The organism is Streptomyces sp. 891-h (assembly GCF_022760275.1).
Classification (GTDB): Bacteria; Actinomycetota; Actinomycetes; order Streptomycetales; family Streptomycetaceae; genus Streptomyces; species Streptomyces spirodelae.
This window is the reverse complement of sequence record NZ_CP050693.1, coordinates 3,941,336-3,954,151: the sequence shown is the minus strand read 5'-3', so window position 1 is coordinate 3,954,151 and position 12,816 is coordinate 3,941,336. Positions and strand designations below refer to the sequence as shown.

Below are 12,816 nucleotides of genomic sequence, written 5' to 3'. Positions count from 1 at the left end.
AGGATCTGTCGTTCGAATCTGGCCAAGCTGGCGAAGATCGGCACACACGCTCGCGACATCGTGGCCGGTATCACTTCCTCTGCAGGATCGGCGGAGATACGAAGCATGGTCTTTGGCGTCTGCCAGTGCCATATGGACTGAGTACGCCTCACCCAGCAGACAGGTAAGTGCTCTCCCGTATTCGTTATCGTCGCCTCCTTCCGACCCGTTCGGCGAAGCAATCTGAGCACGCAATTTCGGTGTCATGAGGTCGGAAAGCTACCCCGCAGAGCTGACACAAATCGATGCCGCTGATTTCCTCACCGCAGTGGAAGCAGATATCACCCGGGGTATCGGGGGCGCTGCACACCCTTGCACCGCTGACAAGAGTCACTTCTCCGCAATCAGGACACGGTGCGGGCCACGCCCACTCGCCGGTCGGCGGCGACGGGAAGGTGACAATCTCGACCATGTAAATCTCAGCGGCTGCCGAAGCGTCCCGCTCAACGGAGCAGAATCGGCAACTAATAATGCTCCCGCCGACAACAAGTGTCCATTGGCCACAGTCGGGACATTCGACAGTTCGGTCAGTGAACTCTTTCAGCTCAGCATTCAGTCGTTTCATCCGCTGGGACACGAAGCTCTGTATCTGTGTCAATCCCATCCGAATACGGCCCATATCCCATTCAATGAGGCTGAGCTCCTCGGGCTTTAGGATAGGGAAAAGATGCTCATCGAGGAATCGCACAAGAAAGTCGAGGACCTTGGCAGCCTGGGCTTCGACAGCGCGCGCCGGAGCAGAAAGTCCCCAATGCTGGAGCTTGTTGCGTGAGCGGCCGAGCTGCTGCAGCTCACGGAGGGCCTTCTCGTCAAGGGCCAGGCCAACGATGCGGCGTAATCGCTCACCCGCTTCGCTCAACGTGCAACTAGACAGCTCCCCGCTCGCAAGGTCTTCCTTTTTTGCCATCCCCGGGTCCTTGAAGACAAGGCTCCAGTGCTCAAGCTGAAGGCGGTACTTCACGAGCACCTCTGCAGCTGCCTGCAGGTGAAGAATAGCGTACTTCAAATCACGGGGGGTGAGTCTTGAGTCTCTACCCGCCAGACGGGTCGTGACGCTCAGAAGATAATCAATTCCGTTGACGACCGGCGGGAAATCCACTTCCGCACCAGGTCTGTCCTGCGGGAGTGTGGTGCCGTAAAGCGTTGGCCGCAGCATCCCCGACCTCCAGCCGAAGGGCAGCCCCACCTTGAGCGCTTCCGGGTCGCTGTCAGGGTCGGCGTCGACCTCTGCAGCGTGAAATGTATCCCGCCAGCCTTCTTCATCACTTACATCCATCACAAACTCCTTTTCCCTCATGCGAAGTCGCGATTTTCACCCGCTCTATCCCCGCCTCCGTGGTCACTCCGTCGCGATGTTGTCCTTTCTGCCTGCACACGCGCTGGTTCCACAACTGAGTGCCGACTCCCTCACAGCTCACGAACATCATGCGACGACTCCCCTGCCCATGTCCCCTTCCCTGCGCCCGCCTGTTCCGTTCTCCGTTCTCGCGGATGGTTAGGCGCGGGGATCTATACCCAGCACTTCGCTACATCGAGGGCCTGGCACTCGGTGAAGTCACAGGTCAGGCGTGGCTGGCGTCCGGTCATTGGAACCAGGCCGGTTAGACGAGGTTCGGTGCCTATGCGCTGGCGCGGCGTAGGCGGGGCCCTTGCTGAGGAGAGAAGGCTGACCACAATGCCGCGAGCGTGCGTGTCGACTCCTGCAGCCCTAGCCAGAGCCGACCGACAGGCTTCGAAGGCCGCCCCGTGCCTTAGCGTCCGGGGAACATGAGATGACACGGTGGCAGTCGAGCTGGGATTCGCCGGCACCACATAGGAGCGGCTACCTCGATGGCAGCTCGCCATGTTCAAGGTAGACGGGGTGACCTTCAGCGCGCGCGATGACGGCGCGCTTCACGCGGCGGGCGAGCCTGGGAATCAGAAGCTGATCGAGGTCTTCGACCGGATGGAACTCGGCGGCCAGTAGCTCGTCCGGAGCAAGCTTGATCGAGGCTGCGGCGTCCGGGCTGAGGTGTCCGCCGTCGAAGACGTACAGCACCTTGTCGCCCTCGGTGGGGTTCGGCGCCCAGTCGATCACCAGCAATGAGCCGATGGGCGGTGTGATGCCCAGCTCTTCCCCGACCTCGCGTCGGCAGGCGGTCAAGGGGGATTCGCCCGTCTCGACGTAGCCGCCGGGGATCTCCCACATCGGCTTGTACGAGGGCTGGACCAACAGAACGCGGTCCTGGGCGTCGAAGAACAGCGCGCCTGCGGCCATGCGTGGCCGGGTCATCCGCTGCTCGTGGTCGTTCTCGGGCATGGCACGAGCCTACTGACCGCGCCCCGTGGCGTGAGTGGGACGTTCACCTGCCTCAACACGGCTACGCATGTGACACTCGGGCTCACAGAGTGAGGGGGTCCCAGAGTGCGAGGCATGGCAAACCATCTCCCGTTCGGCAAGCGCGTGCGGTTCTACCGGGAGCGCCGTGGCCTGCATCAGTGGCAACTCGGTGAGCTGCTGAACCGCTCCGAGGACTGGGTGTACCGGGTGGAGTCCGGCCGTATCCCGGTCAACAACGTCAAGATGCTGGCGGACCTGGCGGAAGCCCTGCGCGTACACGTGGAAGACCTGCAAGGCTCCCCGGCGCTCCTGGAAGACCACGGAACCCACGAGGGCAGCGTTCCTGCCATACGAGCCGCGCTCATGCAGTCCCGGCGGCTGGCCGGTTCCCTCTACGACGGGCGGGAGCCGCTGCGGCTGGAACGCCTCGCGGTGGAGGTCGATGAGGTCTGGGACCTGTACCAGTCCTCCGCGTACGCCCGACTGGCCGCGCGCCTTCCCGCACTGCTGGCAGACGCCCGTCTGGCCACCCACGAGCACTCCACGGGACCGGATCGGGTCCAAGCACTCAAGCTCTTCGCGCTGATCTGTCACGCCACTGCGGCGTTTCTCCGGAAGCTCGGCGAAACGAACCTGGCCTGGACAGCTGCCGACCAAGGTGACGTTGCCGCCAACGAAACCGGGGACCCGGGCATCATGCTGGCGCTGCGTCGCTGTGTCGCCCATGTCCAGCTCGGCGCCGGGATGGCGTCGGAGGCCGTGAACGTCACGCAGGACGCTGCCAGCGACCTCCCGCGAGGCTGGTGGACGACCTCACCAACCGCGCTGTCGCTGTACGGCACTCTCTTCTTGAACGGGGCTGTTGCTGCAGCACGGATACGCGACCGGTCGACGGCCAACGAGATGATCGGGAAAGCGCATGAGGCTGCTGATCGTCTCGGGGCCGACGCGAACATGATGTGGACCTCCTTCGGTCCGACGAACGTCGAGATTCACCGCCTGGCCACAGCGCTTGAGTTCGAGGACGTACAGCTGGCCGTGGACATAGCTCCGGGCGTACGGCCTGGTCGGAACCTGCCGGTGGAGCGGCGGGCACGGGCGCGCCTTGACGTGGCTCGGGCCTACGGTGAAGCTGGCCGGACCGATGAAGCGGCGGATCACTTGAAGCGGGCGTTCAGGACAGCTCCCGAGCAGATGAAGGCGCACGAGTTCGCCCGGGACCTGGCGCGACGGCTGAATGGACGGAGCCGACGCCGCGACGTTCGCGAACTAGCCTTGAATCTCGGCGCTCTCAAGTAGTCGGCGCCACCCGGACACTGAGGGGCTGACCCGGAATTTTCTTCCGGGTCAGCCCCTTTTTGGGCCTCTACGGTCTCCCCGTTCACGGCACCCGAGCGCCGGGAGGTTGGCAGACCGGTGGATGTAGCGGAGATCAAAGCAACGATCAGCACGGCTCTGGCTCAACGGTCGTCGCTGCCCCGGTACGAGGAACTGTGCGCGCTCCATGACGTCTTGGTGCGGCACATCGAGGCGCTGATGCCGTTAGCGGCGAAGCAGATCGACGGCCTGTGGCATGGCTCCCGGGAGTGGTACCGGAAGCGCTCGACGCTCGACACGATCCCGTACGAGGTGGCCGAAGGGCTCGGCCCGGGGCTGCTGACTGCCACTTCTCACGTGAAGAGCCTCGGCTACACGCTGCGGTTCCTCTTGGAGAACGCCGGGTTGGCACAGGCGGGGGAAGAGCTCGCAGCGGTGCACTCCCCTCCGACCGCTGACATCTGAGCGGCACTACGCCGGACAACCGCATACGAAACCGGACCACCCCTCAGTCCTTGGCCGGGAGAAGGGTGGTCCGGTGGAGAGTCCCAGTTCAGGACCCTGGTGCCGATGGTACCGGGGCGTTCGTCGTGCTCTCGCACGCTGCCTCGGCAGACTGAACGCAGGGCGATGAAAGAGGACTTGAACGGTGCACACCACAACGGGGACGGAGCATCAAGGCGGGTATGCGCTGGGCTGTCGATGCGGTGCCCCTGATACCTCAAGCGGGGAAAGTCAGCCACGACGGCGGGACAGACCCCCGAACACCTGCACGTGGTCCCCTCAGCCACCCACCGGCCTCAGCCACGCTTTCAAAGTTCTGATCTTTGACCCGCAGACGCCTCCGCGTAGCCCCGGCCGGCGACCTGGCGATTGCGGGACCGGTCCGCAGACCGCAGCGAAGCCTGGGCGCCGCGCTACGGGCCTCCCCGGTGTTCTGTGCCCGCACTACAGCGCTGCTCGGCGTCGTGCTCCTGGTCGTGCTGCTGGTGCGCGCTCGCCAGTCGGCCGAGTCGTGGAGGCCGATTCGTTCCGGACTTCCTTGCTGGGTTGGCAGGTTGATGCGCTGGTCTGCGCGCTGAGCGGGCCGGGGGCGACGCGAGCGGGGCGGAGACAGGAGCGGGCGGCGGCCACGGGCCGCCAGCGCGCGCGGCCCGCGCCAGCGGGCCGCCTTGATCCAGTAAGGAAACTCTGAACAGCTCGGCTCCTGCCCTGGAAAGGACAGCAATGCACGACGCGCACAACCACGGCATAGACCGGGCAGAGTGCGGACTGCCGGAGACCACCATCATGAGGTGCGGGGACCGAAGGAGCGTCGGGACGCTGAGCGAGTCGGAATGCGCCCTGCTGGCGGAGATAGCGGCGATGACCAGCCGTCTCTGCCAAGAGGTGGAGGGCTTGCGCGCGGATATCGCACAACTCAGCGAGTCGAGTGCCCCTCCCCCCGCTGCTCCTTCAGTTCTGCGACGTCCCGCTTAAGGACCTGGACTTCCGCGTTCAGCGTTCGTAGCTGGTCGCGAATGGCGAGCAGAGTTTCAGCGTAGGGGCCGGTGGCTTCGGAGGTGTCTGGAGCTGCTGGCCCTCCGGCCTCCCTGGCTGCCTCGGGCCGCTTGTAGCTCTTGGCTTCGACGACCGCCGTCACTTGTCCGTCCTGGGTGACAACGGCGTCGGCTACATAGCTGCCGCGCCCTTGGACGGTGTAGATCAGCCCTTCGTCGCGCAGGACGCGCAGCGCGCTGCGGGCGGTCATGTTGGCGACGCCGAACCGCTCCTGGAGCTCCCGGTGCGAAGGGAGCTGTTCCCCCGGCTTGAGCTTGCCCGACTTGATCTCTTTCCGGATCTCGTCGGCGGCCTGCTGGTAGGGCGGGCGTGTGTCGTGAGGCGGCGGCGTCATGGCCCAAGGGTAGCCCGGGTTAGCCCACCTATCACAGACAGCCAGCAATCTCCCCTCAATTCAGATAGCTAGTTCGCTTGACATAGCTAGCCGAGCTAGGTGAGAGTTGGTGCCCCGCCGGGCGAACCACCCCGGGGAACCAGAAGGGAAGTTGACACATGGCGCGCATTCGCGTGGGGCTCCTGCCGTCCACGATGTTCATGGTTGGCACGCTGCCGGTGCCGAAGATCGCGGACCAGGAGACGGGCAAGATCGCTCAGGATCGTGACACCGGTGAGGACCTGTTCACGCTGACGGTCTTCCTCATGGAGGACGGCCGTGCGGAACAGATGAAGATCACCGTTCCGAAGTCGGGACTGCCTGATGGCCTGAACCTGGGCGTCCCGGTCCGGCCCGTGGACCTGTTCGCGATCCCGTGGGCCCGAATCTTCAACGGCCAGCTCTCCGACGGGATCGCCTACCGCGCTAGCTCGCTTGAGCTGGTGGGCGCCCCGCAGTTCGGGGAGGCGGGCAAGTGAGGGCGGCTGACCTGGCCGGGGCGGTCCTGGCCCTGAGCGCCATATGGGCGTTGTGGTGGCTGGTGCGTTACGTGCGGGCCGACCGGATGACGCGGGCGAGTATCCGTCAGGCGGTCCGGGTGCGTTTCGGCTGGCGACGGCTGGCTCCGATGGCGGGGCTGTCGGTGCAGGACAAGACGCCCCCGGCGGTGGTGATCTCACAGGACGGGAAGGTCCCCAAGCCTCGGGTGATCATTCCCAAGATCAAGGTCCGCGCGGACCGGTACGGGGTCGTGGTCCGTGCGGCGTGTGTGCCGAAGGTGAGCTTGGCGGAGTTCCAGAAGGCGGCCCCGTACCTGGCGGACGCCTGGCGGTGTACGCGCGTCTCGGTCCTGCCCGACAAGCCGGGACAGCTCATCGTCCGTGGTGTGCGGGTGGACCCGCTCATCGTGCCCACTGAGCACGTCCCGACCGGGGAAGTACCGGAAGAGCTGGCCCGATGGCACCTGGGGCTGGATGAGTACGCCCAGCCGGTGAGCGTGAACCTGTCGGACGTGCCCGGCGTCACCATCGCCGGTCTGCCCGGCTTCGGGAAGACCTCTCTCGTCAATCGGTTCATCTGCGACACCGCGCCCTCGGCGGCGGTTCAGTTCGCCTTCGCGGATGGCAAGGTCACTTCCTCCCATGAGGGCGACTACGCCGATCTGGCACAGCGGGGGTTCGCCTTCGTCGGGGACGACCTGGACGACGCGAACGCATTGTTCAAGCGGTTGGTGGAGCTGCGGCGTGCCCGCTCGGCTTCCATCCGGGGTGCGCTCGGGGTCAAGAACATGTGGCATGTCGGGCCCTCGGACGCATGGCCGTTGGTCGTGCTGGTCGTGGATGAGGCGCATACCTACTTCCGCGACTACAAGGGGTCGGACGCGCAGACGAAGAAGCTGGCCGCGCTGGCTGCCGAGAACGCCCGGCTGGTTGAGGACCTGGTGAAGAAGGGCCGGAGCGTCGGCATGCTGGTGCTCATCGCAACGCAGAAGGCGACCGGCGACGCCATTCCCACCTTCATCCGGGACGTGTGCCCGGTGGGGCTGTCCTTCGCGCAGAAGACGGCTGACGCGGCGGTCGTCGCCCTGGGTGAGGACATCCGCAATTGGCCGGACGCCAACCCGACCGCGCTTCAGGACCCGGCCTACGTCGGCGTGGCCTCCATGGCTCACCAGGGCCGTCCGGGCTTCGCCCGTATCCGCACTCCGTTCGTGGCCGACGCGGATGCGGCCCGTATCGCCGCCGACACCGCCCACCTGACCCGCGACCCGGCCGAACTCCTTCACGCGCTCGCCGGTCCGAGCGTCCTGCTACGGGACCGGATTACGAAGGACGACGGCGCGGAAGCGGCCTGACTCCCCTTGTCCTCGTCCCAACGGCAGAGTGAGAGGAGGTGACACCCCTATGGCAGAGAACCGGATCACGCAGCGCACGGTGGTCGTGGTCATGGGCATCATCGCGGGCTTGGCGTTCGTGTTCTCCTTCGGCAACGTCTGGGCTCTCGCGCTCCGCCTCGGCGTCCCCGGACCCATCGCGCCCCTGATCGCCCCGATGGTGGACCTGTCGGTGACCGGTCTCCTGGTGGCTCTTTGGTACCTGTCGCTGCGCGGCGTGCCCGCTCATCAGCTCAAGGGCGCTACCCGTCTGATGCACCTGTCCGGCCTGCTGACGCTGGCCCTCAACGTCGCTGAACCCATCCTCGCCGGACACTACGGGCGCGCTGCCGTCGACACCGTGGCGCCCGTGCTCCTCCTCGGCTGGGGAGCGGTCGGCCCGCAACTCCTGCGCCAGCTCCACGCCGCAACTCGGCCGGCGCCCCCACCCGAACCCGCTGAAGAACCCGCCCCCGCTCCGGCACCTGCCCCCGCTCCGCCAGCACCACCCGAGCAGCCGAAGGGAGACGGCGTTGCGGTGCCCGAGCCGCTGATGGAAGCGGCCCGCTCCATCGCTGCCACCTACGCAGCCGAGCACGGCCGACCGATTACAGCTGGACAGTTGCGCACCCGGCTCGGCGTCGCGCTGCCGCTGGCCACCGCCGCGCACGCACAACTCACCGCCTGACACTCCGGCGTTCCATACCTCCCCTGCCCGACCGGGCGCGGTCCGTCATGCCCTGGGCCGCGCCCCGGTCCTCCCCTGGGCTGCCCAGGGCCTTCATGAAAGGACACAGCTCCCCGTGAACGACCGTCCGTCCCTGCGCCACCTGGCGAGCCTGGCCCTCCGGGACCTCCTCGGGCTCGCCCAGCGGCCGGACTTCGACCGAGTACAGGACCAGATCCGCCAAGTCCGCGGCTGCTCCCACCCGGTCAACCTCGTCGGCGGAACGGCCACCCTCGACGCCGACACCCGCACCGTTCTTCGGTCCTACTCGACGGCCGACGAACCGACCGGACGACTGCTGACCGCCTGCGGAAACCGCCGCGCCTCCCGCTGCCCATCCTGTTCACGCCTCTATGCGGCCGACACTTACCACCTGATCAAGGCCGGACTGTCCGGCGGCAAGACCGTGCCCGAGACCGTGCGCGAACACCCTCGCGTCTTCGCCACCCTCACCGCCCCCTCGTTCGGCCCGGTGCACAACCGCCGCACGACCGACGCGGGCAAGGCCCTGCCCTGCCGCTGCGGCACCGTCCACTCCACAGATGCACCGGAGCTGGGCACACCGCTGGACCCGGCCAGCTACGACTACTCCGGCGCCGTGCTGTGGAACGCACACGCTGGCGCCCTCTGGGGCCGCTTCACCACCTACCTGCGCCGGGAGCTGGCCGCGCACCTGGGCATGACGCAGAAGGCGCTGAACGCAGCACTCAAGGTCTCCTTCGCCAAGGTGGCCGAGTACCAGAAGCGCGGCCTGGTCCACTTCCATGCCGTGGTCCGCCTCGACGGTCCCGACGGCCACACCGACGCACCGCCGACCTGGGCCACCACTGACGCACTCACCCACGCGATCACCAGCGCCGCCAAACGCTGCGTACTCACGGTCTCGTCCGATGCCATCGGAGAACGCGAACTGCGCTGGGGCCGCCAGCTCGATATCCGGGAGATCGCGGCCCTGGGCGACGGCGAACTGACCGACCAGAAAGTCGCCGCCTACGTCGCCAAGTACGCCACCAAGAGCGCCGAAGCCTCCGGCACCGTCGACCGGCCGTTGCGCTGCCGCCGCTGCACCGGACACGGCTACGTCCTCGGCCCGGACGGCTTCCGCGACCTGTGCGACGACTGCGACGGCACAGGCCAGAGCGAACGCATCGCCTCTCTGCCCGTGCACCGCCACGCACGCCAGATGATCCGCACCGCCTGGGCCCTCGGCCACCTGCCGGAATTCGCGCACCTCAAGCTCTGGCGCTGGGCTCACATGCTCGGCTTCCGGGGCCACTTCTCCAGCAAATCCCGCCGCTACTCGACCACTCTCGGCGCTCTCCGCGACGTCCGCCGGGCCTGGCGAACAGCTCAAGCAGAAACGGCCGGCGCACCCCCAGAAATCGAGGAGGAGACCACCCTCGTCGTCTCGCACTGGAAGTACCTGGCCTCCGGCTACAGCCCCGGTGAAGAACTCATCGCCGCCCAGGTCCGCCACGACATCGCCCAAGCCCGAGACGAAGACCAACGCCGCAAGACGGAAGGAGACCCGTGGCTGTGACTACCGGACTGCTCAACGTCGACCAAGTCGCCGCCCGGCTCCAAGTGAGCCGCTGGACGGTCTACAACCTGATCCGCTCCCGAGAGCTGGCCTCCTTCACCATCGGCCGCTGCCGCCGCATCGCCGAGACCGCACTGCACGACTACATCTCACGACAGACCGAACGGGAGGCCGCCTGATGGCCAAAGCCAAGGCCAAGAGGAACGTCAACGGCGAAGGCAGCATCTACCAACGCAAGGACGGGCGCTGGGAAGGCACGGCCTACGTCCTGGCCACGGACGGCACGTACAAGCGGCGCAGCGTATACGGCAATACCTGGGACGACGCCCACGACAAGCTCACTCGCCTCAAGGCGAACTCCCACAGCGGCCTGCCCATAGCCGCGAGCAAGATGACGCTGAGCGAGTACCTGACGTACTGGCTCACGCACGTGGCCAAGGTCAAGGTTCGCAAGACCACCTACGTCAACTACGAATCGCTGGTCCGCAACTACATCGCGCCGGGGCTCGGGAAGAAGAAGATCGCGCGGCTGTCCGCCCGGGACATCCGGGCCTTCCTCGTGAAGACGGCCCAGACCTGCCAGTGCTGTGCGCAGAGCAAGGACAAGACCCGTCCCAAGGCCAAGCAGCGCTGCTGCGCCCTCGGCCAGTGCTGCCGGAAGGTGCCGTCAGACCGCACGGTCCGCTTCCTGTTGGTGATCCTCCGGGCGTCCCTTCAACACGCCGTGCGCGAGGACGAGCTGCCCCGGAACGTCGCGAAGAACGTGGAGCTGAGCATGGGCACGAAGCGCGAGATCGAACCTCTCACGGCCGCCGAGGGGCGACAGCTCCTGGCTGCTGCCCGGGGCAATCGGCTATGGGCCGCGTACGAACTGGCCGTACGGCTCGGCCTGCGGCGGGGTGAGCTGCTGGGGCTGCGGTGGGAAGACGTGGATCTGTTCGAGGGCGTACTGACCGTGCGGCAGGCGCTTCAGAGGGTCGGCGGTGAGCTGGTCATCGTCCCGCCCAAGACGCAGCGGTCCGCGCGTCGCATCCCCCTCCCGCGTGAGTGCGTCACTGCGCTCCGTGCCCAGCGGGCACAGCAGCTCGCGGACAAGCGGCTGGCAGGAGAGAAGTGGCGGGGCGACGGAAGCGGGCTGATCTTCACCACGAAGAACGGCACCCCCATCGAGCCCCGTAACCTCAACCGCTCGTTCCAGGCGCTGTCGGCGCGCGCGGGCGTGCGGAAGGTCCGGTTTCACGACCTGCGGCACACCTGTGCCTCGCTGCTGCACGAGCAGGGCGCCAGTGCACGGACGATCATGCAGGTGCTCGGGCACAGCTCGATCCGGGTGACCATGGACATCTACACGTTCGTGCGCCTGGACGAGCAGCGGGACGCGATCGGACGGCTGGGCGACGCCCTCAGCGAAGACACCGACCGGGACGACCCGGAAGAGTCATGATCCACTAGGCGGCTGCCGTCAACATTGCCGTCAACCGAATACGCAAAGAGCCCCGTTCGATACCGAACGGGGCTCTCACCTGCTGCGCGCTCGGCAGGATTCGAACCTGCAACCTTCTGATCCGTAGTCAGATGCTCTATCCGTTAAGCTACGAGCGCTTGCTTTCCGGCGGTTTTTCTTGCCGGGCGGCGTTGCGGGAACAACATTACATGACCTGCGGGCCCAGGTGAAATCCGTTTGGTTCACCCGCTGTGACCTGCGGAAACGCTGCTCCCGATGACCCCGGGGGGAGAGAGGTGGCGCGGGGGAAGGCGGAGAAACGAGAGAAGCCCCGGACGAGGCCGGGGCTTCGGTGATCTTGAGATCCGTGGTCGCACGGGATCCGGAGATCGTGAGCGGAGGCTCCGGGATTTGAACCCGGGATGGGGGGTCACCCCAAACCGCATTAGCAGTGCGGCGCCATAGACCAGACTAGGCGAAGCCTCCAGACACACTCGGTGCGCCCGGAGGGGCGACGAAGTGTGTGCTGATGATGGCACAGCCCGGGGGGCTGTCTCCAATCGGCCCCTACCGTACTCGGTCGGCGGACCCCTGGGCAAAGCCTTAAGCGGCAGTGCGGGCGTGCGGCCGTACGGGGCGTGCGCTGCGCCCGGACGGGTCCGCCCGCGCAACGGCGGGCGCGCAGCCGCGTTAGGGAGTGGGGGGCGTACTCGCGGCGCCCCCACCCTCCTCCCACCCCATCGGGAAGGGCCGCTCCGTCCAGCCAGGCGGAGCGTGCTCTCGAGCCTCTGGAGCCAGCCATGCCGCGTCGTACCGCCCCCGTACTTCCCCGTATCCGCCCCCTTCTCACCCTCACCGCCGTCACCTCGGTGGCGGCCGGCCTGCTCTCCCTCCTCGGGGCACCGGAGGCCGTGGCCGCGGGGACGGCCCCGCCCACCGGGCCCTCGGCGCCCTCGGCCACAGCGGGTGACGTCACGACCACGGCTGCTCCGCGCGCCGACGAGCTCACCTTCACCGTCTCCCACAGCGGGAGGGCCGCGAACGACGGGTCGTACACCCTCCGCTGTCACCCGTCAGGGGGCAGGCACGCGTCGCCGGACCGGGCCTGTGCGGCACTCGACCGGGCGACCTCCAAGGGCCGGGACCCGTTCAAGCCGGTACCGAAGGGTGCGACGTGCACGATGATCTACGGCGGGCCGGCGACGGCACATGTGACCGGCACCTGGCGCGGCCGGAAGATCGACGCGCACTTCAAGCGGACCAACGGGTGCGAGGTAGCGCGGTGGAACAGTCTCGTTCCGGCGCTGCCCGCGACGTCCTCCTGAGCCGTCCGATCCGGGTCAGTCCGTGACGTGACGGGACGGTCCGGGGCGGTACAGGACAGGTCGGGGAGGAGCGTCGAGGGCCCGTTCGCCGCTGCTCGCCGTTGCGCTCGCCGTTGCGCTCGCCGCTACTCGCCGCTGTGCGCCGCCCGTTGGGCGACGGGGCCAGCGGGGCGGGCCCTCCACGCCGTACCGCACGGGTGGTGTCCCTCGCATCCGCCGCCGCACCCAGGAGTGCGGCCCGTAGACTCCCCCCTAGTGACACGCCCGGGGTGAGCGGCAGACTGGCAGCCGTGACCTC

At 67.1% G+C, this 12,816-nt stretch carries 12 protein-coding genes and 2 tRNA genes; 9 read left to right on the top strand and 5 right to left on the bottom strand.

Features of this window, described 5'->3' with window-relative positions:
• Window positions 1–184 precede the first annotated feature (184 nt).
• Together HC362_RS17225 and HC362_RS17220 are read right to left on the bottom strand one after the other, a co-directional pair.
• Window positions 185–1,336 (bottom strand): hypothetical protein, encoded by a 1,152-nt coding sequence (locus tag HC362_RS17225; protein WP_243084828.1) that lies wholly within the window; start codon window positions 1,334–1,336, stop codon window positions 185–187.
• Between the two features lie 525 nt (window positions 1,337–1,861).
• Window positions 1,862–2,338 (bottom strand): NUDIX hydrolase, encoded by a 477-nt coding sequence (locus HC362_RS17220; protein WP_243084827.1) that lies wholly within the window; start codon window positions 2,336–2,338, stop codon window positions 1,862–1,864.
• 114 nt (window positions 2,339–2,452) lie between these two features.
• Here HC362_RS17220 and HC362_RS17215 point away from each other — a divergent pair, with 114 nt between their 5' ends.
• Together HC362_RS17215 and HC362_RS17210 are read left to right on the top strand one after the other, a co-directional pair.
• A complete protein-coding gene (locus HC362_RS17215; protein ID WP_243084826.1) occupies window positions 2,453–3,658 on the top strand; it encodes a helix-turn-helix transcriptional regulator in 1,206 nt (401 codons plus the stop codon).
• A 117-nt stretch (window positions 3,659–3,775) separates the two neighbouring features.
• The gene (locus HC362_RS17210) at window positions 3,776–4,141 is read left to right on the top strand and encodes a DUF6415 family natural product biosynthesis protein (protein ID WP_243084825.1); all 366 of its coding nucleotides are present in this window, start codon (window positions 3,776–3,778) and stop codon (window positions 4,139–4,141) included.
• A 955-nt stretch (window positions 4,142–5,096) separates the two neighbouring features.
• Here the strand turns inward: HC362_RS17210 and HC362_RS17205 are convergent.
• Window positions 5,097–5,570 (bottom strand): GntR family transcriptional regulator, encoded by a 474-nt coding sequence (locus tag HC362_RS17205; protein ID WP_243084824.1) that lies wholly within the window; start codon window positions 5,568–5,570, stop codon window positions 5,097–5,099.
• A gap of 158 nt (window positions 5,571–5,728) precedes the next feature.
• Here HC362_RS17205 and HC362_RS17200 point away from each other — a divergent pair, with 158 nt between their 5' ends.
• From HC362_RS17200 to HC362_RS17175, 6 genes are all read left to right on the top strand, one after another.
• Window positions 5,729–6,088, top strand: coding sequence for a hypothetical protein (locus HC362_RS17200; RefSeq protein ID WP_243084823.1), 360 nt, complete (start codon window positions 5,729–5,731; stop codon window positions 6,086–6,088).
• Window positions 6,085–7,464 (top strand): FtsK/SpoIIIE domain-containing protein, encoded by a 1,380-nt coding sequence (locus HC362_RS17195; RefSeq protein WP_243084822.1) that lies wholly within the window; start codon window positions 6,085–6,087, stop codon window positions 7,462–7,464. Before HC362_RS17200 ends, HC362_RS17195 begins: the two co-directional genes overlap by 4 nt.
• Window positions 7,465–7,513: 49 nt before the next feature.
• Window positions 7,514–8,170, top strand: coding sequence for a DUF2637 domain-containing protein (locus HC362_RS17190; RefSeq protein WP_243084821.1), 657 nt, complete (start codon window positions 7,514–7,516; stop codon window positions 8,168–8,170).
• Between the two features lie 115 nt (window positions 8,171–8,285).
• The gene (locus HC362_RS17185; RefSeq protein WP_243084820.1) at window positions 8,286–9,749 is read left to right on the top strand and encodes a replication initiator; all 1,464 of its coding nucleotides are present in this window, start codon (window positions 8,286–8,288) and stop codon (window positions 9,747–9,749) included.
• Window positions 9,746–9,928 carry a helix-turn-helix domain-containing protein gene (locus tag HC362_RS17180; protein WP_243088654.1) on the top strand — a complete coding sequence of 61 codons (183 nt, stop codon included), beginning with the start codon at window positions 9,746–9,748 and terminating at the stop codon, window positions 9,926–9,928. The genes HC362_RS17185 and HC362_RS17180 overlap by 4 nt, the downstream gene beginning before the upstream one ends.
• Entirely contained in the window at window positions 9,928–11,193 is a 1,266-nt protein-coding gene (locus tag HC362_RS17175; RefSeq protein WP_243084819.1) for a site-specific integrase, read from the top strand. The genes HC362_RS17180 and HC362_RS17175 overlap by 1 nt, the downstream gene beginning before the upstream one ends.
• Window positions 11,194–11,278: 85 nt before the next feature.
• On the opposite strand, the gene HC362_RS17170 is transcribed toward HC362_RS17175, so the two are convergent.
• Window positions 11,279–11,351, bottom strand: a tRNA-Arg gene (locus HC362_RS17170).
• Between the two features lie 238 nt (window positions 11,352–11,589).
• A tRNA-Ser gene (locus HC362_RS17165) sits at window positions 11,590–11,679 on the bottom strand.
• Between the two features lie 314 nt (window positions 11,680–11,993).
• Here HC362_RS17165 and HC362_RS17160 point away from each other — a divergent pair.
• Window positions 11,994–12,518 carry an SSI family serine proteinase inhibitor gene (locus tag HC362_RS17160; RefSeq protein WP_243084818.1) on the top strand — a complete coding sequence of 175 codons (525 nt, stop codon included), beginning with the start codon at window positions 11,994–11,996 and terminating at the stop codon, window positions 12,516–12,518.
• The last annotated feature ends 298 nt before the right edge of the window (window positions 12,519–12,816 follow it).

Coding starts and splice junctions, on each gene's coding strand:
- HC362_RS17160 (WP_243084818.1), top strand. CDS start 11,994: ATGCCGCGTCGTACCGCCCCCGTACTTCCCCGTATCCGCCCCCTTCTC.
- HC362_RS17220 (WP_243084827.1), bottom strand. CDS start 2,338: ATGCCCGAGAACGACCACGAGCAGCGGATGACCCGGCCACGCATGGCC.
- HC362_RS17215 (WP_243084826.1), top strand. CDS start 2,453: ATGGCAAACCATCTCCCGTTCGGCAAGCGCGTGCGGTTCTACCGGGAG.
- HC362_RS17225 (WP_243084828.1), bottom strand. CDS start 1,336: ATGAGGGAAAAGGAGTTTGTGATGGATGTAAGTGATGAAGAAGGCTGG.
- HC362_RS17190 (WP_243084821.1), top strand. CDS start 7,514: ATGGCAGAGAACCGGATCACGCAGCGCACGGTGGTCGTGGTCATGGGC.
- HC362_RS17175 (WP_243084819.1), top strand. CDS start 9,928: ATGGCCAAAGCCAAGGCCAAGAGGAACGTCAACGGCGAAGGCAGCATC.
- HC362_RS17200 (WP_243084823.1), top strand. CDS start 5,729: ATGGCGCGCATTCGCGTGGGGCTCCTGCCGTCCACGATGTTCATGGTT.
- HC362_RS17205 (WP_243084824.1), bottom strand. CDS start 5,570: ATGACGCCGCCGCCTCACGACACACGCCCGCCCTACCAGCAGGCCGCC.